Source organism: Rhodococcus sp. IEGM1428 (assembly GCF_050321865.1).
In the GTDB taxonomy this organism is placed as follows: Bacteria; Actinomycetota; Actinomycetes; order Mycobacteriales; family Mycobacteriaceae; genus Rhodococcoides.
In genome coordinates this window covers 78408-104459 of record NZ_JBNQFW010000005.1, presented here as the reverse complement: position 1 = coordinate 104459, position 26052 = coordinate 78408, and the positions used below count along the sequence as shown (strand labels likewise).

The 26052-nt window shown below is 66.1% G+C and carries 33 protein-coding genes; 5 read left to right on the top strand and 28 right to left on the bottom strand.

The window, feature by feature from the left end:
* Window positions 1-39 precede the first annotated feature (39 nt).
* Window positions 40-486, bottom strand: a complete 447-nt coding sequence (locus ACQR3T_RS21630; protein ID WP_428694787.1) for a DUF1707 SHOCT-like domain-containing protein — start codon at window positions 484-486, stop codon at window positions 40-42.
* A gap of 76 nt (window positions 487-562) precedes the next feature.
* Between ACQR3T_RS21630 and ACQR3T_RS21625 the strand changes: the two genes are divergently transcribed.
* Window positions 563-1096 (top strand): pyridoxamine 5'-phosphate oxidase family protein, encoded by a 534-nt coding sequence (locus ACQR3T_RS21625; protein WP_037171824.1) that lies wholly within the window; start codon window positions 563-565, stop codon window positions 1094-1096.
* Here ACQR3T_RS21625 and ACQR3T_RS21620 read toward each other — a convergent pair.
* From ACQR3T_RS21620 to ACQR3T_RS21605, 4 genes are read right to left on the bottom strand one after another with little or no spacing between them, the layout of a single operon-like run.
* Window positions 1093-1590: a hypothetical protein gene (locus ACQR3T_RS21620; RefSeq protein WP_428694786.1), complete on the bottom strand. Its 498-nt coding sequence runs from the start codon at window positions 1588-1590 to the stop codon at window positions 1093-1095. The two genes, ACQR3T_RS21625 and ACQR3T_RS21620, sit on opposite strands and share 4 nt — an antisense overlap.
* A gap of 54 nt (window positions 1591-1644) precedes the next feature.
* Complete coding sequence (bioD, locus tag ACQR3T_RS21615) at window positions 1645-2334, bottom strand: dethiobiotin synthase (RefSeq protein ID WP_428694785.1); 690 nt, start codon at window positions 2332-2334, stop codon at window positions 1645-1647.
* Window positions 2331-3479: an 8-amino-7-oxononanoate synthase gene (locus ACQR3T_RS21610; protein WP_428694784.1), complete on the bottom strand. Its 1149-nt coding sequence runs from the start codon at window positions 3477-3479 to the stop codon at window positions 2331-2333. The genes bioD and ACQR3T_RS21610 overlap by 4 nt, the downstream gene beginning before the upstream one ends.
* Window positions 3480-3503: 24 nt before the next feature.
* Window positions 3504-4775, bottom strand: a complete 1272-nt coding sequence (locus ACQR3T_RS21605) for an adenosylmethionine--8-amino-7-oxononanoate transaminase (protein ID WP_428694965.1) — start codon at window positions 4773-4775, stop codon at window positions 3504-3506.
* A gap of 87 nt (window positions 4776-4862) precedes the next feature.
* Here ACQR3T_RS21605 and ACQR3T_RS21600 point away from each other — a divergent pair, with 87 nt between their 5' ends.
* Genes ACQR3T_RS21600 through ACQR3T_RS21590 form a run of 3 tightly spaced genes read left to right on the top strand, consistent with a single transcriptional unit; the run spans window position 4863 to window position 8479 of the window.
* Window positions 4863-6215 carry a serine hydrolase gene (locus ACQR3T_RS21600; RefSeq protein WP_428694783.1) on the top strand — a complete coding sequence of 451 codons (1353 nt, stop codon included), beginning with the start codon at window positions 4863-4865 and terminating at the stop codon, window positions 6213-6215.
* Window positions 6216-6261: 46 nt separating this feature from the next.
* Window positions 6262-6468 (top strand): hypothetical protein, encoded by a 207-nt coding sequence (locus tag ACQR3T_RS21595; RefSeq protein ID WP_037171828.1) that lies wholly within the window; start codon window positions 6262-6264, stop codon window positions 6466-6468.
* A 43-nt stretch (window positions 6469-6511) separates the two neighbouring features.
* A complete protein-coding gene (locus tag ACQR3T_RS21590) occupies window positions 6512-8479 on the top strand; it encodes an acyl-CoA dehydrogenase (protein WP_032380392.1) in 1968 nt (655 codons plus the stop codon).
* 35 nt (window positions 8480-8514) lie between these two features.
* On the opposite strand, the gene ACQR3T_RS21585 is transcribed toward ACQR3T_RS21590, so the two are convergent.
* The 16 genes from ACQR3T_RS21585 to ACQR3T_RS21510 all read right to left on the bottom strand — a co-directional run bounded on the left by ACQR3T_RS21585 (window position 8515) and on the right by ACQR3T_RS21510 (window position 19620).
* A complete protein-coding gene (locus tag ACQR3T_RS21585; protein ID WP_037171833.1) occupies window positions 8515-9309 on the bottom strand; it encodes a cyclase family protein in 795 nt (264 codons plus the stop codon).
* Window positions 9309-10487, bottom strand: coding sequence for a PQQ-dependent sugar dehydrogenase (locus ACQR3T_RS21580; RefSeq protein WP_032380390.1), 1179 nt, complete (start codon window positions 10485-10487; stop codon window positions 9309-9311). Before ACQR3T_RS21580 ends, ACQR3T_RS21585 begins: the two co-directional genes overlap by 1 nt.
* An 85-nt stretch (window positions 10488-10572) precedes the next feature.
* Window positions 10573-10776 (bottom strand): heavy-metal-associated domain-containing protein, encoded by a 204-nt coding sequence (locus ACQR3T_RS21575; RefSeq protein ID WP_032380389.1) that lies wholly within the window; start codon window positions 10774-10776, stop codon window positions 10573-10575.
* Window positions 10777-10796: 20 nt separating this feature from the next.
* A complete protein-coding gene (locus ACQR3T_RS21570) occupies window positions 10797-11078 on the bottom strand; it encodes a metal-sensitive transcriptional regulator (RefSeq protein ID WP_032380388.1) in 282 nt (93 codons plus the stop codon).
* Window positions 11079-11093: 15 nt separating this feature from the next.
* Window positions 11094-11345 (bottom strand): hypothetical protein, encoded by a 252-nt coding sequence (locus tag ACQR3T_RS21565; protein ID WP_032401871.1) that lies wholly within the window; start codon window positions 11343-11345, stop codon window positions 11094-11096.
* The gene (locus ACQR3T_RS21560) at window positions 11342-11818 is read right to left on the bottom strand and encodes a hypothetical protein (RefSeq protein ID WP_032380386.1); all 477 of its coding nucleotides are present in this window, start codon (window positions 11816-11818) and stop codon (window positions 11342-11344) included. The genes ACQR3T_RS21565 and ACQR3T_RS21560 overlap by 4 nt, the downstream gene beginning before the upstream one ends.
* Before the next feature lies 1 nt (window position 11819).
* Window positions 11820-12248 (bottom strand): hypothetical protein, encoded by a 429-nt coding sequence (locus tag ACQR3T_RS21555; protein WP_428694782.1) that lies wholly within the window; start codon window positions 12246-12248, stop codon window positions 11820-11822.
* Between the two features lie 70 nt (window positions 12249-12318).
* Window positions 12319-12480, bottom strand: coding sequence for a hypothetical protein (locus tag ACQR3T_RS21550; RefSeq protein WP_165430230.1), 162 nt, complete (start codon window positions 12478-12480; stop codon window positions 12319-12321).
* A gap of 97 nt (window positions 12481-12577) precedes the next feature.
* Window positions 12578-13201, bottom strand: coding sequence for a hypothetical protein (locus tag ACQR3T_RS21545; RefSeq protein WP_428694781.1), 624 nt, complete (start codon window positions 13199-13201; stop codon window positions 12578-12580).
* The gene (hemB, locus tag ACQR3T_RS21540) at window positions 13198-14172 is read right to left on the bottom strand and encodes a porphobilinogen synthase (protein WP_032380384.1); all 975 of its coding nucleotides are present in this window, start codon (window positions 14170-14172) and stop codon (window positions 13198-13200) included. Before hemB ends, ACQR3T_RS21545 begins: the two co-directional genes overlap by 4 nt.
* A 75-nt stretch (window positions 14173-14247) precedes the next feature.
* Window positions 14248-15810, bottom strand: a complete 1563-nt coding sequence (locus ACQR3T_RS21535; RefSeq protein WP_032401867.1) for a uroporphyrinogen-III synthase — start codon at window positions 15808-15810, stop codon at window positions 14248-14250.
* The gene (locus ACQR3T_RS21530) at window positions 15807-15977 is read right to left on the bottom strand and encodes a hypothetical protein (RefSeq protein WP_155289207.1); all 171 of its coding nucleotides are present in this window, start codon (window positions 15975-15977) and stop codon (window positions 15807-15809) included. Before ACQR3T_RS21530 ends, ACQR3T_RS21535 begins: the two co-directional genes overlap by 4 nt.
* Window positions 15970-16938: a hydroxymethylbilane synthase gene (gene hemC / locus ACQR3T_RS21525; RefSeq protein ID WP_032380798.1), complete on the bottom strand. Its 969-nt coding sequence runs from the start codon at window positions 16936-16938 to the stop codon at window positions 15970-15972. The genes ACQR3T_RS21530 and hemC overlap by 8 nt, the downstream gene beginning before the upstream one ends.
* Window positions 16939-16943: 5 nt before the next feature.
* Window positions 16944-18356, bottom strand: coding sequence for a glutamyl-tRNA reductase (locus ACQR3T_RS21520; protein ID WP_032380382.1), 1413 nt, complete (start codon window positions 18354-18356; stop codon window positions 16944-16946).
* The gene (locus ACQR3T_RS21515) at window positions 18353-19183 is read right to left on the bottom strand and encodes a redox-sensing transcriptional repressor Rex (RefSeq protein WP_032380381.1); all 831 of its coding nucleotides are present in this window, start codon (window positions 19181-19183) and stop codon (window positions 18353-18355) included. Before ACQR3T_RS21515 ends, ACQR3T_RS21520 begins: the two co-directional genes overlap by 4 nt.
* Before the next feature lie 155 nt (window positions 19184-19338).
* Window positions 19339-19620 (bottom strand): glutaredoxin family protein, encoded by a 282-nt coding sequence (locus ACQR3T_RS21510; RefSeq protein WP_428694780.1) that lies wholly within the window; start codon window positions 19618-19620, stop codon window positions 19339-19341.
* 265 nt (window positions 19621-19885) lie between these two features.
* Between ACQR3T_RS21510 and ACQR3T_RS21505 the strand changes: the two genes are divergently transcribed.
* Window positions 19886-20821: an HAD family hydrolase gene (locus ACQR3T_RS21505; RefSeq protein WP_052071003.1), complete on the top strand. Its 936-nt coding sequence runs from the start codon at window positions 19886-19888 to the stop codon at window positions 20819-20821.
* Window positions 20822-20837: 16 nt separating this feature from the next.
* Here ACQR3T_RS21505 and ACQR3T_RS21500 read toward each other — a convergent pair whose 3' ends face one another.
* The 7 genes from ACQR3T_RS21500 to ACQR3T_RS21470 form a co-directional block, all read right to left on the bottom strand.
* On the bottom strand, window positions 20838-21326 hold the full coding sequence (locus ACQR3T_RS21500) for an N-acetyltransferase family protein (protein WP_428694779.1): 489 nt from the start codon (window positions 21324-21326) through the stop codon (window positions 20838-20840).
* 22 nt (window positions 21327-21348) lie between these two features.
* A complete protein-coding gene (locus ACQR3T_RS21495; protein ID WP_428694778.1) occupies window positions 21349-22389 on the bottom strand; it encodes a lysophospholipid acyltransferase family protein in 1041 nt (346 codons plus the stop codon).
* Window positions 22382-23512, bottom strand: a complete 1131-nt coding sequence (locus tag ACQR3T_RS21490; protein ID WP_428694777.1) for an NAD-dependent epimerase/dehydratase family protein — start codon at window positions 23510-23512, stop codon at window positions 22382-22384. The genes ACQR3T_RS21495 and ACQR3T_RS21490 overlap by 8 nt, the downstream gene beginning before the upstream one ends.
* A gap of 144 nt (window positions 23513-23656) precedes the next feature.
* Window positions 23657-23758, bottom strand: coding sequence for a 30S ribosomal protein bS22 (locus ACQR3T_RS21485; RefSeq protein WP_003402602.1), 102 nt, complete (start codon window positions 23756-23758; stop codon window positions 23657-23659).
* Window positions 23759-23977: 219 nt separating this feature from the next.
* Window positions 23978-24214 carry a helix-turn-helix domain-containing protein gene (locus tag ACQR3T_RS21480; protein WP_008713658.1) on the bottom strand — a complete coding sequence of 79 codons (237 nt, stop codon included), beginning with the start codon at window positions 24212-24214 and terminating at the stop codon, window positions 23978-23980.
* 127 nt (window positions 24215-24341) lie between these two features.
* Window positions 24342-25157, bottom strand: a complete 816-nt coding sequence (gene proC / locus ACQR3T_RS21475; RefSeq protein ID WP_428694776.1) for a pyrroline-5-carboxylate reductase — start codon at window positions 25155-25157, stop codon at window positions 24342-24344.
* An 18-nt stretch (window positions 25158-25175) separates the two neighbouring features.
* Window positions 25176-26033: a thioesterase family protein gene (locus tag ACQR3T_RS21470; protein ID WP_428694775.1), complete on the bottom strand. Its 858-nt coding sequence runs from the start codon at window positions 26031-26033 to the stop codon at window positions 25176-25178.
* Window positions 26034-26052: the final 19 nt, after the last annotated feature.

Here is a 26052-nt window from a genome sequence, read left to right as displayed (position 1 = left end):
ACCAACTACAGGGCGTAATAATGAGCTCGCCCGACAGCCTCAGTCGTCGGTTTTGTTGTCCTCGGGCATGAACACCATCGCAATCAGGATGATGCCCCAGATGCCGAGGGGCCACAGAGGCCAATAGGCGGTCGGCTCGCCGTCGGAGATCCACTGGACGGCCCAGATTCCGTTCATGACGACGGCACCGCCGAACCACCACCGCCACTCGTCCAGATACTCACGCCACTCGCTCGTCGTGCGGGCGACGTCCCTTGCTTTCGATTCGTGTGCCGTCGATTGCTCTGCGTCCGGCAAGTCGCGAACGACCTCGGCCAAGTCGCCGCGAGTTCTCGACGCCCACACTGCGTCGAGGCGTTGTTCGTACTCGACCAAGGTCAAGCGGCCCTCGCCCATCGCCAGGCCGAGTGTATTCACGACGACCTCACGTTCGTCGTTGCTCACGCGCAGGTCCAGCCGATCGTCCTTGTCGACATTCTTTCCCATACGCAGCCTCCCGACACTCGTGTCCGTTTTGTCACCTTAACGGTTGAGTGAGCTACGCACCGGGTAGTTGGTTTCGATGACGAACACCGACAGAACAAACACTGACAGCTCCGCGGACGGGGTCACCAAAGTCGCCGAACTGATGTCCGACGCCGGACTCTGCATGTTCACCACCGTCGGCGCAGACGGCCACCTCATCTCACGTCCGATGGCGCTGCAGGAAGCCGAGTTCGACGGCGACCTGTGGTTCTTCGCCGCACACGACTCGCGCAAGGTGGCCGACATCGCGGCGAATCCGACGGTCAACGTCTCGTTCCAGTCCGGCGAAGGCTGGGTGTCCCTGTCCGGCACCGCGGCCGTGGTCGAGAACCGAACGAAGGCCGAGGAACTGTGGAACACCCGGGCGGCCACGTGGTTCGAGAAGAATCCCGATTCACGGGAGGTGGCACTGATACACGTGGCCGCCGAGGGTGCGGAGTACTGGTCGACCCCCGGATCGAAGGTCTCGAATCTGATGGCTTACGCCAAGGCCAAGATCACCAACGAGCGGCCCGACCTCGGCGAGCACGAGGTCGTCGAACTCGAGCTACCCCACAATTCGACGAACTAGTTCCGCTCGTGCCGGGGTGCTGTCGGGGGCACGTCCGGATCGCCCACGAGGTTCTGGTGGCCTGTGACGTTGCGGTCGTCCGTCACATTGTGGTCGCCAGCGATGTCCCGGTCATCTCGCACGTTGCGGTCGTTTGTCAGGGTCCGGCCGTTCTTCACGTCCGGGTCGATACGATTCGCGCGCTCGAACTCCGAGTCGACCTCGTCGCGTGATGCCGCCGCAACTCCCTGGTGGGACTGGGCCTGCTGAGCAAGTTTCTCCGCCTCGGCTGCTTTGACGTCGGCCTCGGCCTGCGCTCGACGCGCCTTGGCCTCGCTTTCGCGAGCGAGCAGTTCACGCTCTTCTACGATGGCCGCTTGATCGGCTGCCTTTTCACGAATGTCGTTCGCTTCCAGCCTCTTTCGCTCCTTGCCTTTGCGCGCCACGACCAGGGCGACGGCAACGACCAACACTACGACGACTACTGCAACGATGATCCACACTGCGGTACTCATAATTGGAACTCCCGATCTGTTTCGAATGCCGAAGCGGCAGACGTTCCCCGTCGGTTACCCGAGTAACGAATCAGTAAACTCGCCGAACATCGTGCGGGCGAGCGCACCGAATTCCTTCTCGTCCAACAGGCCTGCCCCGTCGAGCACAGACGCGATCAGTTCGACACCCGTCACGAGCGGCAACTCCTCCAGGTTGACCCGGGCCGCCAGACTCGGTTCGGTCGGCCACGACCCGATGACCAGGCCGGAACATTTCACGTCCGCTGCACGCACGGCTGCGACGGTCAGCGCGCTGTGATTGAGCGTCCCCAGCTCCGCCCCTGCCACGATCAGCACCGATGCGCCGACGGCAGCGGCGATGTCGAGCGCGGTGAACCCTGCGGCACCCAGGCGCACCGCTACTCCGCCCGCACCCTCGACCAGGACGAGGTCGTGGGTCTCGTCGAGTGCGAGAACCGCGTCGACGACGGCGGCGAGTTCGAGCATCGGCCGACCGGACCGGCGGGCCGCGACATCAGGTGCGAGTGGCTCGGGGTACCGCGCCAGCTCGATTCCGCGAACTCCCGAAAGACGCTCCACCACATCGATATCCGACTCTCCCGGGCGGTCGTCCCCCACTCCGGTTTGCGCCGGTTTGCATACCGCCACCGTCCGTCCGTGCGTCCGAGCCGCGGCCGCGAGCGCTGCGGTCACCACGGTTTTCCCGACGCCGGTCGACGTTCCGCTGACGAGCAGCACGGTCATCCCGGTACCGCCGAATCGAATACTGCAGCATTCAATACCGTCGCCAAAACCGCTGCGGCACGGTCGATGTCGGCATCGGTGAGGTCGGCGCGGGCGGTCAATCGCAGCCGAGATGCGTTCGGAGGAACCGACGGCGGCCGAAAGCACCCGACGCGCACGCCGAGCTCGAGACAGTCCGCGGCCGCGCGGACGGCACGCTCGGCATCACCGAGTATCACCGGAACGACCGCCGATGCAGTCGGTTCCACTCCCGCCGCAGACGCCAATTGGATTGCCCGAACACCGATCGCAGCCACTCGATCGGGTTCGGTGCGCAGAACTTCCAGCGCGGCCGATGCTGCGCCCACCGATGCCGGGGCGAGCCCGGTGTCGAAGACGAAGGTCCGCGCGCCGTGCAGCACCTCGTTGCGGACGGCGGCCGGGCCGAGTACGACGCCACCCTGCGCCCCGAGTGCCTTGGACAACGTCGCGGTGATCACCAGATCGGGCGCACCGGCCAGGCCCGCGTCGTGGACGGCCCCGCGTCCGCCGGCTCCACGAACACCCAGCCCGTGCGCTTCGTCGACGACGAGTACGGCGCCTCGTCGCCGGCACACCGCGTACAACTCGGCCAGCGGTGCGAGGTCGCCGTCGGCGCTGAACACCGAGTCGGTCACCACCAGAGCCCGCGTCTCGGTGCGCTCCCGCAGCAGTCGGTCGACGTGCTCGGGATCGCAGTGGTGCGCGACGGCAACCCGTGCCCGGGACAGACGACAGGCGTCGATCAGGGATGCGTGCGACGCGGCGTCGGATATCACCAGTGCGTCACGTCCCGCCAGTGCGGTCACGACGCCGAGATTGGCGGTGTAGCCGGAGGAGAACACCAGCCCGGCGTCGGCACCGACAAAATCGGCGAGTTCGTCCTCCAGCTGCTCGTGTGCCGTCGTCGTGCCGGTCACGAGCCTCGATCCGGTGGATCCGCCGCCCCATCGACGCACGGCGGCGCAGGCCCCGTCGATGACGGCGGGATGTCGAGCCAGACCGAGGTAGTCGTTCGACGCCAGATCGAGAACTGCGTCCTCGGCTGTGCGGGCAATGACGACGCGCTCGAGTCCGGCCTCGCGTCGGTTGCGCGCGGCGGCGTCGAGCCACTCCAGAGCGGTCATGGCAGCACCATACTTGAACGCTGTTCAAGTATGGCTTCGGGCCACCGCCAGCATGGCCTCGGCGATGGCCGTTACGTCCTCGCCGGTGCAGATGTACGGCGGCATCGCGTAGACGAGGCGACCGAACGGCCGCAGCCACACTCCCGCGTCGACGGCCACAGCGGTCGCCCGTGCCATGTCCACCGGAGTGTGCATCTCGATCACCCCGATCCCGCCCAGCACTCGGACGTCGGCGACGCCCGGCAGCGAACGAGCAGGTGCCAACCCCTCTGCCAGACCCGATGTCACACCCGCGACCTCGGCGCGCCAATCGCGCGAGAGCAACAGTTCCACCGAGGCCACTGCGATCGCGCACGCGAGCGGATTGCCCATGAACGTCGGCCCGTGCATCAGGCCACCGGCCTCACCGCCCGAGACCGTCGTGGCTACCTCGGTGGTGCACAGCGTCGCCGCCAGGGTCAGATAACCGCCGGTCAGAGCCTTGCCCACGCACATGATGTCCGGCGCGACACCGGAATGATCGGCGGCGAACAACTCCCCGGTCCGGCCGAAACCGGTCGCGATCTCGTCGAAGATCAGCAGTACGCCGTACTCGTCGGCGAGGCGACGCAGCTCGACCAGGTATTGCGCGTCGTGGAATCGCATACCGCCCGCACCCTGCACAATCGGTTCGACGATGATCGCCGCCAGCTCGCTCGCGTGCGCCGAGAGCACCCGTTCGAACTCGGCGACGTAGGACTCGTCGAAGTCCGTGGGTGGGGCCGGTGCGAACACCTGTTTCGCGAGCACGTCGGTCCACAGCGTGTGCATCCCACCGTCCGGATCGCACACGCTCATCGGAGCGAACGTGTCGCCGTGATAGCCGCCGCGCCAGGTCAACAACCGCGTGCGCCCGTCCTCTCCACGGGCCCGCCAGTACTGCAACGCCATCTTCACCGCAACCTCGACCGAGACCGATCCGGAATCCGCGAGGAACACCTTGTCGAGCCCTGCGGGGGTGATCTCGACCAGCAGCTCGGCCAATCGCGCCGCCGGAGCGTGCGTCAGTCCACCGAACATCACGTGACTCATCCGGCCGAGCTGATCGTGCGCGGCGGCGTCGAGCACCGGGTGCCGGTAGCCGTGCACCGCCGCCCACCACGAACTCATCCCGTCGATCAGTTCCCGGCCGTCGGCCAGGCTGAGCCGCACCCCGGATGCACTCTCGACCACCAGCGGTGTAGCGCTCGCTGGAAACCGGCTGTAGGGGTGCCACAGGTGGTCGGAATCGATTCGACGAACATCCTCGGAAGTCAACACGCCACAGCACCCTGCCACAGCGCCCTCGAGCGCCGGCCGCATCGCCCCCTGAGGCGAAATGTCCGAATCCGTTAGCATCGCAGCATGATGATGCCGCGCACCACGACGAGACTCGCAGTCGTTGCCCTCGCGTCGACTCTGACACTCTCCGCCTGCGGCGGCACGGCCGAAACGCCTGCGGCCACCTCCACCACGACGGCACCGGCCTTCGCCGTCGACACCTCGACTCCCATCGGTGCGCTCAACGACCGAATTCTGCAGTGGATCAACGGCGAGAACGCACCCGATCCCACCGACGTGGAGGCCGTCGTCGGCCCCGAGTTGGCCGAGGCCGTGGCTCCGCTGGGCGGACTCGTCACCCCACTCGAACAATTGCGCGCCGGTGCACCGAACGTGGCCACGAACTTCGATGCCGGCCCCGATACCGGCGTCCTGGGCTTCACCACCGCCGACGTCCCGGCCACGATCTCCACCTCGATCGGTGCCGATGGCAAGCTCGACGGATTCCTGGCCAGACCCGACACCCCCGAGATCTCGTCGTTCGACGACCTCGATGCGGCGCTGTCGAAGGTGGCCCCGAAGTACTCCTACAGTGCGTCGCGCCTCAACGGTGGTGACTGCGAGGCCGTCTATTCCACCAACGCGGACGCAGTGCTGCCGCTGGGGTCGGTGTTCAAGTTGTACGTCCTCGGCGCGCTCACCGACGAGATCGAGGCGGGTACGGTCCGATGGGACGAGCAGCTCACCGTTCGCGATGCGACCAAGAGCGCGCCGTCCGGCGAGTTGCAGAATCTGCCCGACGGCACCGCGGTGTCGGTTCGGGAGGCTGCCGAGAAAATGATCTCGTTGTCCGACAACACCGCAACGGATCTGTTGATGGAACGACTCGGCCGCGACCGCGTCGAACGCCAGCTCGGTGTCATGGGACATCACGACCCGTCGGTCATGACGCCGATGATGGACACCCGGCAGTTCTTCGTCATCGGATTCGGCGATCCGAACATGCGGGCCGCGTGGTCCGGTGCGGACCCGGACGGCCGGGTCGAGCTGCTCGCCCGAGCGGACTCGCGGCCGCTCGAGATCGACTTCGAGAACTTCCTCGACAATCCGGCGTCGGCCGACGGCGTCGAGTGGTTCGCCAATGCGCAGGACGTCTGTGCGGCGATGGGCTACCTGGCATCGGGTCCGGCAGCGGAGGAGAACCGCCGGATCCTGGCGATCACCCCGGGTGTACAGCTCGACGCCGCACTGTGGCCGTATTCGGGCTTCAAGGGCGGCAATGCACCCGGCGACCTCGCCGGCGCATTCCTGGCCACCGATGCGTCCGGTCAGGACTGGATCGTCACCGAGCAATTCCAGGCCGAAGGTGCGATCGATCTGATCCCGTCCAGCTACGCGTTCCTCGTTGCTCAGGAGGCGTTCGCGCTACTGAAGTAGGTGTGATTTGTAACATCGGTGTTACTGCTGCATTACACTCGCGGTCGTGGAGGCACAACACGAACCAGCCCAGCACGCGTGGCCGTCGGGCTTCAAAGAGTTCCTGGTCAGCGAATTCACCGACTTCAGTCCCCTGGTCACCCGGGCTCTGGAGGACAACTGTGCGTCGCTGTTCCACGACGGTCCGTACGCGAAAACGGGCTTCTGGCGCACCTGCAGAGCGGTGTTCAGAGAATTCGTCTGGCCGGTCTGACTTTCCGGCCCTCACGCGCGGCGGCAAAAGGTTACCGTCGAGTATGGCAACCACAACGGATCACCTTCGGAACACTCTGGACGGCCGCTGGCGAGATGTGAAGAACGAGGCGCGCACGCAGCTCGCGCGCGACGAGTTCCGACCGCACTACACGCCGAACACCGTCATCGCCCGCACCAAAGCACTCGAGCAACTCAAGCTCCTCGCCGCCGCCGGTGCGGCCGACAACGGCTTCAAGAAGGAACACGGCGGTACCGGGGATGTCGGCGCTGCAGTGACGATGATCGAGATGCTCGCGATGAGCGACCTGTCGCTGATGGTCAAGGCCGGCGTCCAGTGGGGACTGTTCGGTGGTGCCATCGAGAATCTCGGCACCGAACGCCACCACGAGGCGTACGTCCCGAAGATCATCGACCTAGAACTGCTCGGCTGCTTCGCCATGACCGAGACCGGACACGGCAGCGACGTGCAGTCGCTCGAGACCACGGCCACCTACGACCCGAAGACGGACGAATTCGTCGTCAACTCCCCTACGCCGTCCTCACGCAAGGACTACATCGGCGGTGCCGCCGAGACTGCGACCGTTGCCGCGGTGTTCGCCCAGCTCATCACCGCCGGACCGGGCCAGGAGCCCGAAAGCCATGGTGTGCACTGTTTCTTCGTGCCACTGCGTGACGAGAACGGCGACGACCTGCCCGGCGTCACCACCTCGGACTGCCAGTACAAGGGCGGCCTGCCCGGAGTGGACAACGGCCGCATCATGTTCGATCACGTCCGGATCCCACGAGACAACCTGCTCAACAAGTACGCCGATGTGTCCGACGACGGCACGTACACCTCCCCCATCGAGAACAAGTCCCGACGGTTCTTCACGATGCTCGGCACGTTGATCCGTGGCCGCGTCACGGTCGGCGGCAGTGCCGCCGCTGCCGCGCGGGTCGCTCTCGACATCGCGACACGATACGCATTGCAGCGCAGGCAGTTCGCTGCACCCGATTCCGATCAGGAAGTCCTGATCATGGACTACCTTGTGCATCAGCGTCGACTGTTCCCGCTCATCGCCAAGTCCTACGCCCTGCAATTCGCACAGAACGAACTCGTGTCGAAGATGCACGAGTTGCAGACCGCGGACAGCCCCGACGCCGAGGAGCAGCGTGAGCTCGAGTCACGGGCAGCCGGCCTCAAGGCGGCAAACACCTGGCATGCGACCGCCGCGATTCAGGAAGCCCGCGAAGCATGCGGCGGCGCAGGCTATCTCGCCGAGAACCGGCTGATCTCGCTCAAGGCCGACACGGACGTGTTCACCACGTTCGAGGGCGACAACCATGTGCTCACCCAGCTGGTGGCCAAGGAACTGCTCACCGCGTACGCCGACGACGTCAAGTCCATGAGCCCGGTCGAGTGGGTCAAGTTCGCCGCCGATATGGTCGGCGACCGAGTGGTCAAACGCACTGCAGCGCAAGCGATCATGCAGACCATCCTGGACCGCCGTCAGGACAACGAGGAAGAGGGCTCGCTGTTCAACCGCGGCACCCAGGTCAAGATGTTCGAGGATCGCGAGGAGTACCTGCTCTCCACCGTCGCTCGCCGGTTGCAGTCCAAGTCCAAGGAGACCAGCCCGTTCGAGGCGTTCAACGCGGTGCAGGATCACGTGCTGCACGCTGCGAGCGCGCACATCGATCGCATCATCTTCGAGGCCTTCATCGCCGGCATCGAATCGTGTGAGGACGCGGCCACCCAGGATCTGCTGCACGAGGTCTGCGATCTGTATGCCCTCTCGGTGATCGAGAAGGACAAGGCCTGGTTCATCGAGCACCGCTACCTGTCCACCGAGCGGTCCAAGGCCGTCACCCGCGCCATCAACGAGCGCTGCCGCACACTGCGTCCGCACGCGGAGTTGCTCGTCGACGGTTTCGGTGTGCCCGACGCGTTGGTCGGTGCGGCGATGCTCGGCGAGCCGGGAGCGGGAACCGAGGAAGAGCCGGCGGCCAATCCCAGTCACGCGCACTGACGCATGACGGGACCGGAGCCAGGAGACCGAACCGACTAGGGGACTATCGCGAAAACTCGGCAGGGGCCACCGGTCGCGCCGGCGTGCTTGGGTGCGCCGACGACGACCGTCGCCCCTGCCGGGGGCACCGCATCGAGATTCGCCAGCGCTTCGACTCCGTACCTGCCCGCCCCGAGAACGGCTGTGTGCGCGGGGTATTCGCGGTCGTTCATCCGGTCGAGGCTCAGCGTGTCGACCCCGATTCCGACGATGTTGCGCTCACGTACCAGCATCTGTGCCGCGGCAGCGCCGAAGCCCGGCGCGGCACGCTCGGCAAGTCGGGTCTGCCACCGACTGTGCATCGCGACCAATGCCCGATCGGGTATTCGGCCGTGCTCACGCTCCCACCGGTCGATGTCCTCGGGTGTCACCACAGCTTCCGGATCTGCCTCGGCCCGCGCCGATATGTCCACCACCACGAGTGGGGCGATCAGATCGTCCAGGGGCAGCACGTCGGCCGTCGCCCCGCCGCGAACACGGTGCGCAGGGGCATCGATGTGCGTGCCGGTGTGCTCCCAGTACGAGAGCTTGTTCACCAGGAAACCACCGAGCTCGTAGGCCGCGACCGGGCGCATCGAGAACGGTTCGCTGCCCGGCCACACCGGAAACGTGGGGCTCAGGGTATGCGTCAGGTCGACCAGTCGGCCGGCCGGAACAGCCGCGGCGACAACGGGTTCGGCACGCACCGCCCCGCTCGCCGCGACCGTCAGCGCAGCCGCGCCCAACGATCCGAACAACGCCCTACGGCCCAATGTGCGGTGAACCGTCTCGACGACCTCGGGGCCACACATCAGCCGGCAGCGGGAGTGACGAGCAGAACCTTGTCGTCGGACCCGTTGTCGGTGGTGAGCAGAAACGCTCCGTCGTTGCCGAAGCTGGTGAGCGAACGCAGGCGTCCGTAGGTGCCGACCAACGCGTCCGCCTCGTCGACGTATTCGGTGCCGTCCTCGGACAACTTGAGGAACACGAGCTTCTCGCCCTGCTGACTCGACACCACCGCGGCACCGTTCCAGGAGCCCCATCCTGCACCGTTCGCGAAGGTGAGGCCGGGCGTGGCGATTGTGGGGCTACCCGAACTCCAGACCGCCGCGAGTGCACCGGGCACCCGGGTGGGATCGGTCATCGGTACCGATTCGTCGTAGATGACCGGGAGTCGGTCGGGGCGGTAGCCGTAGTTGCCACCGGGCTCGAGCAGATTCAGTTCGTCGTCGCGAGTCGTACCCTGCTCCACCTCGTAGATCTGTCCGGTCCCGGGGCGGATGGCCAAGCCCTGCACGTTGCGATGGCCGAGTGTGAAGATGCGATCCGGTGAATCGGCCGCCGGGGAACCGTCGGCGTTGACGTGCAGAACCTTGCCGCCCAACGAGTTTCGATCTTGCGGCACCGTCGGCGTTGCAGTGTCGCCGGTACCGACGTACAGGGTGCCGTCGGGATGAGCGAGGATGCGGCAGCCGCCGTGTCGCCCACCGTCGGCGACGGGAATGTCGTCGATCAGCGTGCCGGTGCGCGTCAGCGCGGTCCAGGCCGTGTCCACCGTCCACGAGAGGACGGCAATGTGGTTGTCACTTCCGCCGCCGCCCGCGCTGCCGGTTCCGGCGCTGCCCGTGCCTGCTCCGCCGCCTTGCACACCTTGGCACGTGTAGATCGTTCTGGATGTGCCGAAGTCCGTGGCCAGGGCGATGCCCATGAGTCCGGTTTCCCCCGACGCGTACAGATCGTCGAGGTCGGCATCGAGCTCGCGGGTGGCCCCGTCGACGTCGCGGATCACGAACCGCCCGGACCGTTCACCCGTCAGCACCGTTCCGTCGGGCGCGACCACAGCATCCCATGGTTTCGCGAGTCCGTCGAGCACCGTGGTGACCGTCAGATCAGGGAGCGGATCGGTCTGTGCCGTCGCGCCCGTCGAACATGCCAGCGTCAGGAAGACACTGGCGGCGAGTACTCCGGAACTGGACACCAGCTTGTTCATCCACACTCCTGACGACGATCTGCGACCAGCCCGATATGACCGGTATCACATGATTTTAAACACAGTCAGGAGGTGAACCGCCAGCTCACGACGCGAGGCGGTACCCGGCCTCGGCGACGGCAGCATCAACCGTCGCGGTATCGAGTGCCGAATCACTGCTCACCACAACGGAACCGGCGTCCACGTCCACATCGACACCGGTGACCCCCGCGATCTCGGAGACTTCTTCCTTCACCGACGCGGCACAGTGTGCGCACGTCATGCCCTCGACCGAATATGTCGTCTGCATCGTCGACTCCCCTTCTGTCGTCAGGAGCGCACGAGGCGCGCGATGGCCTCGGACGCTTCTTTCACTTTCGCGTCTGCTTCCGGCCCGCCCTGCCTCGCCGCCTCCACGACGCAGCCGGCGAGGTGGGCATCGAGCAGCTTCAACGAGACCGACTGCAGCGCTTTGGTTACGGCAGAGACCTGGGTGAGAACGTCGATGCAGTAGCGGTCGTCGGCGACCATGCGGGATATCCCGGCCACTTGACCTTCTATACGACGCAATCGCTTCAGCAGGTCGTCCTGCTCGGCGCTGTAGCTGCTCATAGCCTCACTATACCCCTACCGGGTAGGGGGTGACTCTTCTGTTCGGACTCGGCGCACACCGTCGACGATCAGCAATCCCGCGACGATGACGGCGAGGGCGGCCAGCGCGATCCAGGACCCCGAGTAGAACGTCCCCTGATATGCCGGGGACACGTCGGGAACCGCGGGGAACTCGGTGGTTCGCACACCCATGTTCCAGCACGCCACGGCTCCGATCCCCGCCAGCAGCGCAACCACGATCTCCACCCAGCCGACGGACTTCCTCACAGGTACTCCCGTTTGGCCGTTTCGAGAGCCGCACGCAACCCGTCGTCGTCCTTGGCCCAGGCCTGAACCAGCCCGCCGCCCACCAGCCGTAGCCCGATGCCGTGGCGCTTCCGCGGCACCCCCGAAAGCTCCCCGAGCACTCGCGCCGTCTCCCACCGCTTGGGCTCGTACTCGTCGTCGGCGTACTCGGCCGGAGGAAAGATGTCTTCGATATCGGCGACGTCGACCGTCTCCGTGCCCTGACGCAGCGCTCGGGTGGTGAGTTCGACGCTGACGTGCATGCGAGCGGCGCGCAGCTGAACGTAGGTGAGACCGACGAGGATCAGCGAGAACAGCACGAGTGCGAACCAGTGGATCACCGGACCGGAGGCGAGCTCGACGGCGAGTACCACGAGGCAGAACGCAGGCCCCCAAGCCAACATGCGCCATCGACCACCGGGTTCGTGGAACAGCACGGTCTCGCTCGCCGACATCTCACTGCTCACGATGAAACCACTCCCGTGCCGACGGGCGGTAGACGAGAACGGCCGCGAGAACAAGGCCGATGGTGATCACCAGCGGAACGAACGGGAACACCAGTGCCGCGAAGATCAGCAGCAGAGCGGCAACTCCCGACAGCGCCACCAGAGCGCGTCGAAATCTGCGGTCACCGCCGCGGACGTGGCTCGACATCAGTCCGATGGCCAATCCGACCACTCCGGAGATCACGCCGAGGCCGCGAAAGACGGTGAGGAACGAATTGCCCTGTGCTTCCGAGCTGAACGAGGCACGAATCTGATCGGCGGGGAGCGTCAGGGCGATCATGCAGACGACGATCAGCAACACGGCCGAGGCCAACCACAGCCAGTAGGCGGCCGAGACCACCCCAGGACGGACGATCGATGCGTCGGTGTCTGCGCTCACGCCAGACATCCTGCCACCGCGGGGTGGGAAAGGGTTCCGGCGGCAGAAATTCCGTACGGGCCCAGCGCGCTCAGCCTGCAGAAATTCCCAGCGCCATGATTGCGATCGCGGCCGAGACGGCGAGAAGCAACCCGAGCAGCGCCCAACCGGGACGGCCGCTCTCCTGGGGACAGGGCTCGCGGTCGGCTGCCGGCTGGGTCACGCTCGCTACTGCAGGGGTGTTCTCTGCCATGTCGGATCCGATCACTCGAAAAGATATCGAGAGTGATGCTAGTCACACAGCAGAGATCACAGCCGAGAACACGCCCGAAACTTCCGAGTTCCGACAACTACCGCCGTCTGGACGCGACGAAGTATTCGTTGGATTCACGACGATGCATCAGGTAGATCGCTCCGGCGGCAAGTACACCCTGGCCGATACCGATCACGCCCATCACGATGTTCATGGCCCCCGCCGTCGATGCCATGGCGAACAGATCGAGCATCGTGGTGAACACGATGAACGATCCGATGACGGTCAGCAGCATCCGGGCCCACATCTTGCCCGCGCGCATCCGCTTGACCCAGAACAGGAACAGCGCCCCGAAACCGATCACGACGAATATGGTGACGACCAGCATCACCGTCACCATCGACTGCGTGGACTCGACGGTCATGTCCGCTGCCGCATCCTGCGCCGCGAGTTCGTCGAGCAGAGACTGCGCAAATTCCTCACGCGCCCCGAACAACGTCCAGACCGAGTACAGCGCCGAGAGAGCGCCGATCAGCGCCACTCCCCACCACAGATGGCGGGCCGTCTCCACGTCGACCGGTGCCGGTCGTGGAGTCGGCTCCAGCTCCGGACCCGATTGCGGGAACCCGTGCTCGAGCTCCCAGCGTTGCCAATCCGGTTGCGACGGTGGATTGTTGGGCGTGTTGCTGTCGGGGTTGTTTCCCGGTGGAAAATCGTTCACAGCCAGCCCGCCACTTCGGTTGCCCAGTAGGTCAGTACCACATCGGCACCCGCACGCCGAATCCCGACGAGCGATTCCAGCACCGCCGCATCTCTATCGATCCACCCGTTCTGTGCGGCGGCGGTGATCATGGCATATTCCCCGGAGATCTGATACGCCGCAACCGGAACCGGCGACATCTCGGCCACATCGCGGAGTATGTCGAGGTAGGACATGGCCGGCTTGACCATCACCATGTCGGCACCTTCGGCGAGATCGAGCTCCACCTCGTGGGTGGCCTCTCGGCGGTTCCGAGCGTCTTGCTGATACGTCCGGCGATCGCCCTGCAGCGACGAACCGACGGCTTCCCGGAACGGGCCGTAGAAGGCCGAGGCATACTTCGCGGAGTACGCCAGCTGACCCACCTCGACGTGACCGGCCGCGTCCAGTCCGGCGCGGATCGCACCGACCTGTCCGTCCATCATTCCGCTGGGTCCGAGCAGATGCGCGCCCGCGTCCGCCTGCGCGACGGCCATGTCGACGTAGCGCAGCAGGGTGGCGTCGTTGTCGATCGAGCCGTTCTCCCCCAGCACCCCGCAGTGGCCGTGCGAGGTGAACTCGTCCAGGCAGGTATCGGCCATGATGACCGTCGAATCTCCGAGGTCGGCCTTCAGTCGAGCCAGTCCACGATTCAGAATTCCGTCCGGATCGGTTGCCCCCGAGCCGGTTTCATCCTTGTCTTCGGACTTCGGCACACCGAACAGCATGACGCCACCGACGCCTGCCGTCACGGCATCCTCGGCCGCTGCGCTCAGCGAGTCCAGCGTGTGCTGGAACACCCCGGGCATCGAGCTGATCTCTCGCGGTTCGGAGATGCCGTCGGCCACGAACATCGGCAGTATCAGATGCCTTGGCTCCAAGGACGTTTCGGCTACCAGCCGACGCAGCGCCGGGGTACGGCGCAGGCGTCGGGGGCGATCGGTGGGGAACAAGGTGGAACCTGCCTCACTTCGTTCGTCGTGCGCGTTTTGCGTAGTCAGAGCTACGCAAAACGCGCACGAGGCGCGTCAGCGCCTACGTGACTTCTTGCGCGGCGGGGGCAGTGCACCCTCGGCGCGCAGACGAGCTGCGTGCTCGGCGAGCGCCTCGACCAGTGGTCCGACCTGAGCCGACTCGGGCTGCACGTCCACGCGCAGACCGAATTCGACGGCCGTCTCCGCCGTCTTGGGGCCGATGCACGCAACGAGTGTGCGGGCGTGCGGCTTTCCGGCGATGCCGACCAGGTTCCGGACGGTGGAGCTCGACGTGAAGCACACTGCGTCGAATCCGCCGGTCTTGATCATCTCGCGGGTCTCGGCGGGGGGCGGCGCGGCCCGAACGGTGCGGTATGCGGTGACGTCGTCGATCTCCCAGCCGCGTTCGCGCAACCCTTCGGCTAGCGTTTCGGTCGCGATGTCGGCACGCGGCAACAGAACTCGATTGACCGGGTCGAACACCTCGTCGTACGGCGGGAAGTCCTCGAGCAGTCCGAGCGAGCTCTGCTCCCCCGACGGCACGAGCTCGGGGTTGATGCCGAACGAGCGCACCTTCGCCGCGGTTGCCTCACCGACGCACGCGATCTTGACGCCGGAGAACGCGCGGGCGTCCAGCCCGAACTCCTCGAACTTCTCCCACACCGCCCGGACGGCATTGGTGGAGGTGAAGACGACCCACTGGTAGCGGCCGTCGACCAGGCCCTTGACGGACCGTTCCATCTGCGCCGGGCTGCGCGGGGGCTCGACGGCGATGGTCGGAACCTCGATCGGGATGGCCCCGTGCGTGACGAGGCGGTCGCTCATCTCACCGGCCTGGTCCTTGGTACGCGGCACCAGCACGGTCCAGCCGTACAGTGCGCGAGACTCCCACCAGGACATCTTGTTTCGGCCGGAGACGACCTTGCCGACGGTGACGACGAGCGATCCGACGAGCTCGGATCCGGCGTCGTTCAGAGTCGCCAGTGTTGCTTCGACGGTGCGCTGCTGACGGGTGGTGCCACGAACGGTGATGGCTGCAGGCGTCTGCGGTGCCAATCCGTGTTCGACGAGGGCGCTGGCAGTTTCGGCCAGGTGACCCGACGTCGCGTGCAGCACCAGCGGGCCGGGAGCAGCAGCGAGCGCTGCCCAGTCGACCTCGCCGCGGACGTCGGCCTCGGTGTGACCCGAGCCCAGTGCCATGCCGGCGTAGCTGGGCACCGCGGATCCGGCGGGCAGGCCGGGGAGCACCTCGAAGGGCACGTGCGTCCGAGCGACGGCGCTGACCTCGGCGATCACCGAATCGGTGGTGAGCGGATCTCCGGAGACCAGGCGAACGACGTCGTGGCCGTTCTTGGCCTCGGCGAGAAGCGTTTTGGCGACCTCGGCGGGCTCGCCGAGCGCCGGACGAACCTCGACACCGTTCTCGCCCGTCTCCGCGTCCCGAGGAACATCGGCACCGACGAGCGCGGTGACGCCCTTGTCGACATCGGGATCGGTGAATGCGAGCTCGGCCGCTCCGAGCACTTCACGTGCCCGGACCGTGAGCAGAGCCGGGTCACCCGGCCCGGATCCCACGAACAGGATCCGTCCGTTGGTGTTCTTGCGGACTGGGCTCATCGGTTGTTCTCCAGTGCTGTCTTGTGTGGGTACTGCAGTTCTATCGGGGTTGCCGTGCCCCGTTTCGGAATCAGTCGAGCGGTGGCGATCGACTCTCTCCGTACGACCGGACGGGTCGCCGTGCGTTTGGCGCGTCCGCGGACGGGTGCCGTTATGGCCCTAGACATGAGATCCACCCTGTGCGTGAGAACCGGCCTGCGCTGGTTCGGTGACTGAAACGAGTTCGCGGGCACCGAGATCGAGCAGTTCGCGGGCCAATTCCCGGCCCAGCTCCTCGGCGCGGTCGGGTGATCCGACGATCGACGCGCGGATGGTGTCGCTGCCGTCGATCGCGGCTACGCAGCCACGCAACGACAGTTCGTCGAAGATGCGGCCGTCCTCGTCGATGGATTCGACGACCTCGGCGATCGCGCCGACCGGAGCGGTGCAGCCGGCTTCGAGTTCGGCCAGCAGTCCACGTTCGGCTGCCACCGCGGCGCGCGCGTGTGCGTCGTCGAGGGTGGCGATGGCCGCCGCGAGATCGGTGTCGCCGGTGCGGCATTCGACAGCCAGGGCACCTTGGGCGGGTGCCGGCAGCAGCTGCACCGGATCGAGTGCTTCGGTGACGACGTCGAGTCGGCCGATGCGGGCCAGTCCGGCGCGGGCGACGATGACGGCGTCGAGCTCGCCCGAGGCCACCTTCCCGATCCTGGTGTCGAGGTTGCCTCGCAGCGGCCGGACATCCAATCCCTGTCCGAGAGCTCGCAATTGAGCAATCCGGCGGGGTGCGGAGGTACCGACCTTCGCGTCCGCGGGCAGCTCGCCCAGTACCAGCCCGTCGCGGGCCACCAGGGCGTCTCGGGGATCCTCGCGGGCCGGGATGGCCGCGATGACGAACCGGTCGTCGGCTGCCGTCGGCAAATCCTTGTAGGAGTGCACGGCGATGTCGACAGTGCCGTCGGCGAGTGCCTCGCGCAGCGCTGCGGTGAAGACACCGACGCCGATCGTCTGTACGGGTGCAGCAGACAGATCGCCCGCGGTCTTGACGATCACCAGTTCGGCCTCGACCCCTGCAGCGGCGAGAGCCACGCGCACGGTGTCGGCCTGGGTGGTCGCGAGAAGGCTTCCGCGAGTACCGATCTTGACGATGTCGTTCACTCCGATCGCTCCTGACCGGCGGTGCCGCCGGGGTGAAAGTCCGAGCGCAGATCGGTACGGCTGGCGGTGAAGTCGTCGACCAGCTCCAGCGAGCCGATCTCCATCGGCGTCGCCACCGCATCGACCGAACCGGGGCTCAGCTCGAACAACTCCCGCAGCGCAGCGGCGTAGGAATCCCCGCCCGGGGTGCTGGCGAGCTGCTTGACGCGCACCGTCGGCGAGTGCAGCAACTTGTCGACTACCCGGCGCACGGTACGGGCCACCTCGTCGCGCTGCGGTGAATCGAGCCCGGGCAGCCGCGACTCGAGGCGCAACAACTCCCCCTCGACCACTTCGGCAGCGCGCTGACGCAGTGCGGTGACGGTGGGGGTGACCTCGGCAAGCCGTTGTCCCGCAAGGTAACCCGAGAGTTCACTGGAGACGATCTCGCGAGCCGCCGACGCGTCGTTCGCCGCAGCACCGGCTGCGGGATCGCGCTGAAGCGACTCCATGTCGAAGACGGTGATACCCGGCAGCTGCGCCACTGCGGCGTCGACGTCGCGGGGCAGTCCGAGGTCGCAGATCACCAGGGGGTGCTCGGAGTCGCGTCCGACGAGGGCGAGGTGAGCATCGGCGATGGAGACCACGGCCCCCACCGCACCGGTACAGGTGATGAGGATGTCGGCCTCGGCCACCGCGGCGGGCAGATTCTCGAGGGCGACCGACGTTGCCGGGATTCCGTTCGAGACGGCGTTCTCGGCCAAGTGGTCGGCCCGCTCGCGAGTGCGGTTGACGACGGTGAGGCCGCCGATTCCGGCGCGGCCGAGGTGCGCGACGGCGAGGCCGCCCATGGCTCCGGCTCCGAGGACGACGGCCTTGCGACCGGCGAGGGAACCGCCGAACGTCTCGGCGGCGCGATCGAGGGCAACCGAGACCACCGAGGCTCCGGCGGCGTCGATTCCGGTTTCGCTGTGTACCCGCTTACCGACGCGCAGCGCCTGTTGCGCCAGTTCGTGCATCACCCGTCCGGAAGCCTGCTGGCCGTCCGAGGCGGCGTATGCCGACCGGATCTGGCCGAGGATCTGCTGCTCGCCGATGACCATCGAGTCCAGGCCGCTGGCCACTGCGAACAGATGTTCGACGGCGGCCTCGCTGTAGCGCACGTAGGCGTGCTTGGTCAGGTCCGCGATCTCGAGTCCGGAGTGTTCACCGAGTACCTCGCCGACGGCGGTCAATGCGCCGTGGAAGGCGTCGACGACGGCGTAGATCTCGACACGATTGCACGTGGACACCACCATGACCTCGGAGATGCTTCCGCTGGCCATCAGTTTGTCGGTCAGTTTCGGGCGATCGGTGTCCGTGATGGCGACACGCTCGAGGACTGCGACGGGAGCGCTACGGTGCGATATCCCGACGAGAAGGACACTCACGGTGCAATCACCGATCCGTTTCTTGTCGAACTGTTGACTGGGCTTGGATTTCCGGCGATGCGCGGGCCGTGACTGCGGCCGAGACGTGCCGTGGACGTGAGTGGAGGCGGTGAGACCGGCTGTGGCCGAGGCGCAGTGACGACGGTCGGCGCGGTCACGCCGGCCGGTTCGGACACGTTGCGAGAGCTGTTGAAAGAGAGCACCTGCATCTCCACCGCCAGGTCCACGCGCCGTACCTCGACGTGTTCGGGAACGTCGAGCACCATCGGCGAGAAGCTCAGAATGCACTCGACTCCGCCTGCTACGAGCTTCTCGGCGACGACGTGCACGGCGTCGTCGGGGGTGGCGATGACGCCGATGGTCGCCTCGAGTTCACGGCATGCCTTGTCGAGCTCGTCGACGTGCCGGACGGTCAGTCCGTCTACGTCGGTGCCCACACGCGCCGGGTCACGGTCGAAGAGGCCGACCATCGTGAAGCCGCGACGCGCGAATCCGCCGTACCCGGCCAGCGCCTGTCCCAGATTGCCGACTCCCGCCAGTACGACGCGGTGGCCGCGATCGAGTCCGAGTGCGCTCTCGATCTTGGCGCGCAGACGTGCGACGTCGTAGCCGACACCGCGAACGCCGTTGGGGCCGAGAAAGGAGAGATCCTTGCGCAGTTTGGCCGACCCGACACCTGCTGCGGTGGCCAGTTCTTCACTGGAGACGATGAGAACGCCCTCGTCTGCGAGGATGGAGAGGACCCGCAGGTAGGTCGCCAGACGGGTGACCGTAGCCTGAGGGATGACCCGCTCTACGCCGCTGGGCGACGGGCGCTCTTCGGTCACGTCTGGGGCTCCTCGTCCGAACGGCGTCGATGCCGGTCTTCACGCTGATCCTGCGTTCGTGTCTATTTCACGAATGCTGTTCACACCACGGTAACTGCTTGTGAACGAATGAACAAAGTTGCGCATACCGGCCTTCACCTGCACACGGAGACGAATCACACGTTCTTAGGGTGCCCTGCCCGAGCCAGATCGGCCCGCAATCGGGGCACGTCCACCTCCCAGTAGCTGTGCTCGATGCCGTCGAGCAGCACCACCGGCACTCGGTCCCCGTACTCCGCACGCAGGTCAGGCGATTCCGTCGCCGCCTCGTCGACGTCGACGACCGTGACGGCCACGTCGAACTCGCGGCACACCTCGCTCAACACCTCGAGCGCGTGGGTGCACGAATGGCAGCCTGCACGGGTGAGAAGAGCCACGCCGCGGGGAGTCGTCTGCATCAGTCCACTGTGACACGTCCGCAATGGAGACGAACGTCACAGACGGCCACCCCGCCGGCCCGCCCTCACGGCCGGCTTCGCTTGTCCCCCGTCGGTCCTGTCGGACCCACGACTAGGCTGCGAGGGTAGCCGAGTGGGCTGCTTGCGTGACCGACTCGGCTGCGCGGGTAGACCGACTGGGCGCATCGAGTACTCGAGTGGGAGGAGGACCGAAGTGAGTGACGGGGGAACCGACCTGCCGATCGAGGCCACGCCCGATATCGACATGGTCGACACCGAGGATCCGCGCGGGGACAAGCAGTTCAAGCGGCGTATTCGCAGGATTCGCAACCCCTTCGGTCCGTCCGATGCAGAAGTCCGCGCCAACGTGGCCGGCCAGGCCAGTGCCGACGCCGCTCTCGCGTTGCAGATCGAGTCCGAGGGCGCGATTCCGCGCGATCTCACCGCCGCGGCCTTCTTCGACGTGGACAACACCATGGTCCAGGGCGCATCGATCATCCATTTCGCTCGCGGGCTGGCTGCTCGCAAATACTTCACCAGTGGCGACTTGGCTCAATTCGCTTGGCAGCAAGTGAAATTCAGGGTCAGCGGCAAGGAGAACAGCGAGGATGTGGCCAGCGGCCGAGAAAAGGCGCTCTCGTTCATCAAGGGCCGCCCCACCTCCGAACTGACCACGCTCGGCGAAGAGATCTACGACGAGGTCATTGCCGACAAGATCTGGGCCGGTACTCGCGCTCTCGCGCAGATGCACCTCGACGCCGGCCAGCAGGTGTGGCTGGTCACCGCCACTCCCCTGGAACTGGCTCAGATCATCGCCAAGCGGCTCGGGCTCACCGGGGCACTGGGAACCGTCGCCGAGAGCAAGGACGGGGTGTTCACCGGCCGCCTCGTCGGAGACATCCTGCACGGCATCGGCAAGGCGCACGCAGTGCGCTCACTGGCTGTGCGTGAAGGCCTCAACCTCAAGCGGTGCACCGCGTACTCGGACAGCCACAACGATGTTCCGATGCTCTCGCTCGTCGGGACCGCCGTGGCGATCAATCCCGATACGGACCTACGTGAGCTGGCCAAGAACCGGGGCTGGGAAATTCGCGACTATCGCACCGGACGCAAGGCCGCCAAGATCGGCGTCCCGACGGCGTTGGCCTTGGGCGCAGTGGGCGGCGGACTCGCTGCCGTGGTCGGCCGTCGCAAGGGCTGACATCCGGGCAGGCCGCTCAGAGCGTCAGCTGCATCAGGGTCAGGTCGAGCCATCTGCCGAACTTGACGCCCACCTCCGGCATCTGCCCGACGGTGGCGAAGCCGAATTTCCGGTGCAGCGCGATCGAGGTGGTGTTCTCGGACTCGATGAACCCCACCAGCACGTGCACCTCGCCTGCCCTGGCCCGCTCGATCAATTCGCTCAGCAGCGCACTGGCCAGGCCACGCCGATAGAAGTCCCGGTGGATGTACACCGAGTGCTCCACCGAGTGCCGGTAACCGCTCTTGACCCGCCACTGCCCGTACGACGCGTATCCGGCCACCCGGCCGTCGACCTCGGCGGTGAGGACGGGGTATCCCGCAGCGAGGCGGCCGTCGAACCAGGCCGTGCGATCGGCGAGGTCTACCTGTTCCTCGTCCCAGATGGCAGTCGTGTTGGCGACGGCATCGTTGTGGATGTCGAGAATCTCGGGCAGATCTTCGGTGGTGGTGTTGCGAATGTGCACTGGCACAGGATAACCCGTGCGTTCACCCCAGGAAGACGTTGCGTCTCTTGGCCAGCAGTCGGTACAGCGTGTGCTGAATGGTTTCGCGGACGTGGTCGGTCAGCTCGAAGAGCACCATCGGATCCTCGAACGCGGCGGCGTCGTACGAGTCGGTAGGAATCGGCTTACCGAACTCGATGTACCACTTGGACGGCAACGGGATCAGGCCGAGCGGACCGAAGTGCGGGAAGAACGGCGTGACCGGAAAGTACGGCATGCCCATCAGTCGAGCCAGTGGCGCGATGTCGCCGATCTTCGGGTAGATCTCCTCCGAGCCGACAATGGAGCACGGGATGATCGGTGCACCCGTTCGCAGAGCCGCCGAGACGAACCCGCCACGGCCGAATCGCTGCAATTTGTAGCGCTCGCTGAACGGCTTGCCGATGCCCTTGAAGCCCTCGGGGAACACCGCTGCGAGTTCGCCGGTGCGCAGCAGGCGCTCGGCGTCGGGGTTGCACGCCAGCGTGTGCCCGGCTTTGCGGGCGATGGTGCCGACGCCGGGCATCTCGAAAGCCATGTCGGCGGCCAACATTCGTAGTGGACGGTGCGCCGGATGGTGGTCGCGCACCGCGACCGACGCCATCAGCGCATCGACCGGGACAACACCTGCGTGGTTGGCGACGACGAGGGCACCACCGTCGGACGGAATGTTCTCGATGCCCTTCACTTCGACGCGGAACCACTTGTCGAACAGCGGCCGCAGCAGCGGAAGCCAGATGGCGTCGGCGAAGTGCGGGTCGTAACCGAACTCGTCCACGCTGTAATCGCCGGCCAGACGTCTGCGCACGAACTCGGCAACCGAGGAGATCTGGTCCACGACGGCGGTCTTGGTGTCGTCGATCATCGAGAGCAGCGGAGTCGGGATCGCTGCCGCCGAAGGGGACGCGACGACGGGGGCAGGGTCGAGCAGCGGCGTCGGCTCACGCGGCTCGGTGTAGGCGGAGGGGTGCCGTTCGCGCGAACCCTGCGACGCGCGGACCGAGCGGCCACCGTGCAATGGAATCACTTTGGCCACTTCACTCACCCGTCCCTCCCGAACTTCGCACTGTGTCCGTGCTACGCAGTGCCGCCAGTGCGCGCGCCGTGGATGCGCCGGTGTCAACGGCCGAGAGCAGTCGATTCTCGATGCCGTCCACCCACTCGGTCCTGATGACCGGGCGAAGCGCAGCGCCGCGGACGAAGTCGTCGAATGCCTGAACCGTAGTCCACCGCGGCTCGAAGCCCAGGACCGAACGCATGCGGGTGGTGTCGAGGCCGCAGCCGAAGTGGAAGTAGTCGAGTTGTTCGGTGGTGAACTCCCGCATCATGCCGCCCATGAGAGCGCGGCCGACACTCTTGAACAGTGGAAACGGAACCGGCACCTGGACGCGCCCGGCACGGCGGATCGCCTGCGACAGCATGATCGTGCCGTCGGCCCCGATGTTGAACGTGCCCGCCGGACCGCCGATGGTGGCGCGCTCGAGCGCGGCGAGGGCGTCTTCCTCGTGCAGCAACTGCATACGTGCATCGCGGCCGATGATGCTCGGGATCAGCGGCGAGGTCATGTACCGCGAGATGGTGCCGTTCAATCGCGGACCGATCAGCGGTGCCATGCGGAGGATCGACACGGCGATGTCGGGTCGTCGACGGCCGAGTCCGCGAACGTATCCCTCGATGTCGATGGTGTCCCGCGCGTACGCACCGCTCGGTGGGCGTCGGGCGCTCATCTCCTCGGTGAACTTCACCGGGTCCTTCGCGCTGCAGCCGTACACCGAGGAGGACGAACGCAGCACCACCTTCTCCACCGTCGGAGATTTCTGGCACACCGCGAACAACTGCATCGCGCCGATGACGTTGAGGTCTTTCATCGTGGCGCGGCCGCCGGATCTGGGGGGTTTGGCCACGGTGGCGGCATGCACGACCGTATCCACGCCGGCATTACGAATCACTTTGCCGATCAACGGGTTTCGGATGTCCGCGCGGACGAACTCGGCGCGGCCCATGCGTCGGAGCAGATCCTTGCTCGGCGACAGCGCGTCGACGGCGATCACCCGTTCGATCTGCGGGTTCTGGGCCAGTCTGGTGACGAGGTACCCGCCGAGAAAACGACTCGCTCCGGTCACCAGGACCACTCGGGGCGCGGCAACACCACGATCGCTCGGACTCACTGCGCACCCCCAACATCGGCTCCGGTCCAAAGCCTACTGGATCGGTGGGCAGACGCGAGGGCGAGAAGCGAAGCCCACGTTCGAACGCCAGGAGGCCCGCCACCGACGGTGACGGGCCTCCTGGTGAAAGCTATGCCGGCAGAACTACTTGCCGAGTTTCCTGCGCTGCACGCGGGTACGACGAAGCAGCTTGCGGTGCTTCTTCTTCGACATGCGCTTGCGACGCTTCTTGATCACTGAACCCATGCGGGTGTCCTCACGTTCTTCTCTAGCGTTTTCGCGCACGCCGTTTGCGTACGCCTACCTGACAACCAAGCCCTGAGGGCTTCGAGCCAAAAGCCTTGGTCACCGAGCTGGCGCTGGGGCCACGTACTCGCCCACGGCTGCACACCGGCTGGCTGGCACGACGAGCGCCAATCCTACCGGTCCGAACCGGCACTTACGAAACCGGCCCCGCGTGCACTACTAGCCTGCGTCGAAGTACGAGGTCTCGAGATAGTCGTGAACCGCCTTGGCGTGCACACGAAAAGATCGACCCACTCGTACAGCGGGCAATTCTCCGCCGTGTACCAGCCGGTACACGGTCATTTTCGAAACCCTCATCAGCGTCGCCACTTCAGCGACAGTGAGGAACTGCGTTCCGGCCAGAGCCGGTTGACCATCCGGGGACGAACCCTTGGACGGCTTGTTTATAGACGCCATCAATCCACATACCTCCGGCACGTCTCATGCGGCAGGCTTCCCCTCCTGCCGAACAGACACGCACGTGCTGCCCCCGAGCCTATAGGGACAGATGGGGTTACTGCGACGGGAGTGGGGAAAAGATTTTTCAATCTGCTGTGATGCCCATCTCAATGGATCGGGCATTTGCGGCACCGAGAGCATCGAAAAACGCTGCTCGAAGGCCATTTCGTTCCAATTCTCGCACTGCTGCGGCCGTCGTACCGCCCGGCGAGGTCACGGCATATCTGAGCTCGTTCGCACTCTCGTCGGACCGATCCAGCATCGCCCCGGCCCCCACCATCGTCTGAACCACGAGCGCCGACGCCACCTCGCGGGCCAATCCCAGGCCCACTCCCGCGTCGATCATGGCCTCGGCCACCAGGAAGAAATAGGCCGGACCCGACCCGGATACCGCCGTCACGGCGTCGAGCTGATGTTCCTTGACCACCACGACCTTGCCGACGGCCGAGAGGATGGAACGCACCAGTTCGAGGTGCTCGGCGCGGGCGTACTTACCCGGTGCCAGCACGCTGACGCCCTCCCCCACCAGCATCGGGGTGTTGGGCATGACCCGAACGACAGGGAAGCCGGCGGGGAGCTTGGGCTCGAACTTGGCGGTGGGAACGCCTGCGGCCAGCGAGACGATGAGTTGTTCGCGATCGCCGTCGAGCTCGATCTTGGTGATCTCGGTCAGTGCCGTTTCGACGTCGGCCGGCTTGACCGCCAGCACGATCACGTCGGCCCCCTCGGATGCGTCGCCGACGGTGGTGGTCAGGACACCGAATTCCTTCGCGATCTCCTTGGCGCGGGCCTCGGACTTCTCGGCGACCACCAGATCGCGCACTGCGTGGCCGGACTCGAGGAGTCCCGCAATCAACGCCTCGCCGATCCGTCCGCCGCCGATCACTGCAATTCTCGTCATGCGGCCAAGCCTGCCATGTCAGTTCGAGCGCGGCACCATCGCCAACTGTCTGCTCTGCACCACGACGGCACCGGTCGAATCCAGCACCACGTGGTCCTCCTCGAACCAGGTGCTGCCGATGACGGTGCTGGTCGCCGCCACGCGCAGCCACCCCGGTGCCGGACGGCGCCGCAGGTAGGTCGTCAACTGCACGGTCGGCGCCCAACCGAACATTCCGCGGTTCATGGTCACCGGAGCCGAGATGTCTCCGGTCATCAATGCGAACAACACCGCGGTGCCGATGTCGGCCTCGTCGCCCGCGAAGGGACGCACCCACAATCTGATCTCTGCCTCGCCCTGCGCGCCGGTCAGGAAGGACGCCGAGGACTCGTCGATACGCATCTCGCAGCCCTTGGCGACGTGCACGATGGACGCCATCGGATGATCCCCTGCCACCGCGAGTGTCTCGGCGGGAGGTTCGACGGCCATCGACGCCAGCGACGTCGGCGTCTCGTGGTGGGGTTCGTCGGAGTCGGGACGACCCAGGGTCACCACCGCCCGCACGGCGACGCGTCCGGCCTGGGTGAGTTCGACGTCGACGTGGGAGACCTGCCGACCGCGCTTGCGCACCACTGTCGTCAGTGCAACCTCGCCGGGATCGGGAGCGGCCAGGTAGCTGACGCTCACCGCGAGCGGCTGGATCTCGGCCTGCTCCGGGTCGGTCAGGACGATATGCCTGCGCGCCGCTGCCGCGCAGACGGCGAGCATGGCGCCGCCGTGCACCTTGGGACCGATGGTCCAGGTGGAGTCGATCGCGCCCGCGAACGACGCAGTGTCGGTGGCGACCTCGAGCGCGGTCAGGGTGGTGGCGGCCTTGAAGGGGCTGGCAGAACTCATTCCCGACAACTTACCGGCG

What these genes read in the sequence shown, in the direction of transcription:
- ACQR3T_RS21505 (WP_052071003.1), top strand. Translation starts at nt 19,886, where the DNA reads ATGGTCGACACCGAGGATCCGCGCGGGGACAAGCAGTTCAAGCGGCGT.
- ACQR3T_RS21485 (WP_003402602.1), bottom strand. Translation starts at nt 23,758, where the DNA reads ATGGGTTCAGTGATCAAGAAGCGTCGCAAGCGCATGTCGAAGAAGAAG.
- ACQR3T_RS21610 (WP_428694784.1), bottom strand. Translation starts at nt 3,479, where the DNA reads ATGACCGCTCTGGAGTGGCTCGACGCCGCCGCGCGCAACCGACGCGAG.
- ACQR3T_RS21585 (WP_037171833.1), bottom strand. Translation starts at nt 9,309, where the DNA reads ATGTGTGGCCCCGAGGTCGTCGAGACGGTTCACCGCACATTGGGCCGT.
- ACQR3T_RS21590 (WP_032380392.1), top strand. Translation starts at nt 6,512, where the DNA reads ATGGCAACCACAACGGATCACCTTCGGAACACTCTGGACGGCCGCTGG.
- ACQR3T_RS21535 (WP_032401867.1), bottom strand. Translation starts at nt 15,810, where the DNA reads ATGAGCCCAGTCCGCAAGAACACCAACGGACGGATCCTGTTCGTGGGA.
- ACQR3T_RS21530 (WP_155289207.1), bottom strand. Translation starts at nt 15,977, where the DNA reads ATGTCTAGGGCCATAACGGCACCCGTCCGCGGACGCGCCAAACGCACG.
- ACQR3T_RS21575 (WP_032380389.1), bottom strand. Translation starts at nt 10,776, where the DNA reads ATGCAGACGACATATTCGGTCGAGGGCATGACGTGCGCACACTGTGCC.
- ACQR3T_RS21630 (WP_428694787.1), bottom strand. Translation starts at nt 486, where the DNA reads ATGGGAAAGAATGTCGACAAGGACGATCGGCTGGACCTGCGCGTGAGC.
- ACQR3T_RS21480 (WP_008713658.1), bottom strand. Translation starts at nt 24,214, where the DNA reads ATGGCGTCTATAAACAAGCCGTCCAAGGGTTCGTCCCCGGATGGTCAA.
- ACQR3T_RS21570 (WP_032380388.1), bottom strand. Translation starts at nt 11,078, where the DNA reads ATGAGCAGCTACAGCGCCGAGCAGGACGACCTGCTGAAGCGATTGCGT.
- ACQR3T_RS21620 (WP_428694786.1), bottom strand. Translation starts at nt 1,590, where the DNA reads ATGAGTACCGCAGTGTGGATCATCGTTGCAGTAGTCGTCGTAGTGTTG.
- ACQR3T_RS21550 (WP_165430230.1), bottom strand. Translation starts at nt 12,480, where the DNA reads ATGGCAGAGAACACCCCTGCAGTAGCGAGCGTGACCCAGCCGGCAGCC.
- bioD (WP_428694785.1), bottom strand. Translation starts at nt 2,334, where the DNA reads ATGACCGTGCTGCTCGTCAGCGGAACGTCGACCGGCGTCGGGAAAACC.
- ACQR3T_RS21600 (WP_428694783.1), top strand. Translation starts at nt 4,863, where the DNA reads ATGATGATGCCGCGCACCACGACGAGACTCGCAGTCGTTGCCCTCGCG.
- ACQR3T_RS21625 (WP_037171824.1), top strand. Translation starts at nt 563, where the DNA reads ATGACGAACACCGACAGAACAAACACTGACAGCTCCGCGGACGGGGTC.
- ACQR3T_RS21510 (WP_428694780.1), bottom strand. Translation starts at nt 19,620, where the DNA reads ATGCAGACGACTCCCCGCGGCGTGGCTCTTCTCACCCGTGCAGGCTGC.
- proC (WP_428694776.1), bottom strand. Translation starts at nt 25,157, where the DNA reads ATGACGAGAATTGCAGTGATCGGCGGCGGACGGATCGGCGAGGCGTTG.
- ACQR3T_RS21470 (WP_428694775.1), bottom strand. Translation starts at nt 26,033, where the DNA reads ATGAGTTCTGCCAGCCCCTTCAAGGCCGCCACCACCCTGACCGCGCTC.
- ACQR3T_RS21580 (WP_032380390.1), bottom strand. Translation starts at nt 10,487, where the DNA reads ATGAACAAGCTGGTGTCCAGTTCCGGAGTACTCGCCGCCAGTGTCTTC.
- ACQR3T_RS21560 (WP_032380386.1), bottom strand. Translation starts at nt 11,818, where the DNA reads ATGTCGGCGAGCGAGACCGTGCTGTTCCACGAACCCGGTGGTCGATGG.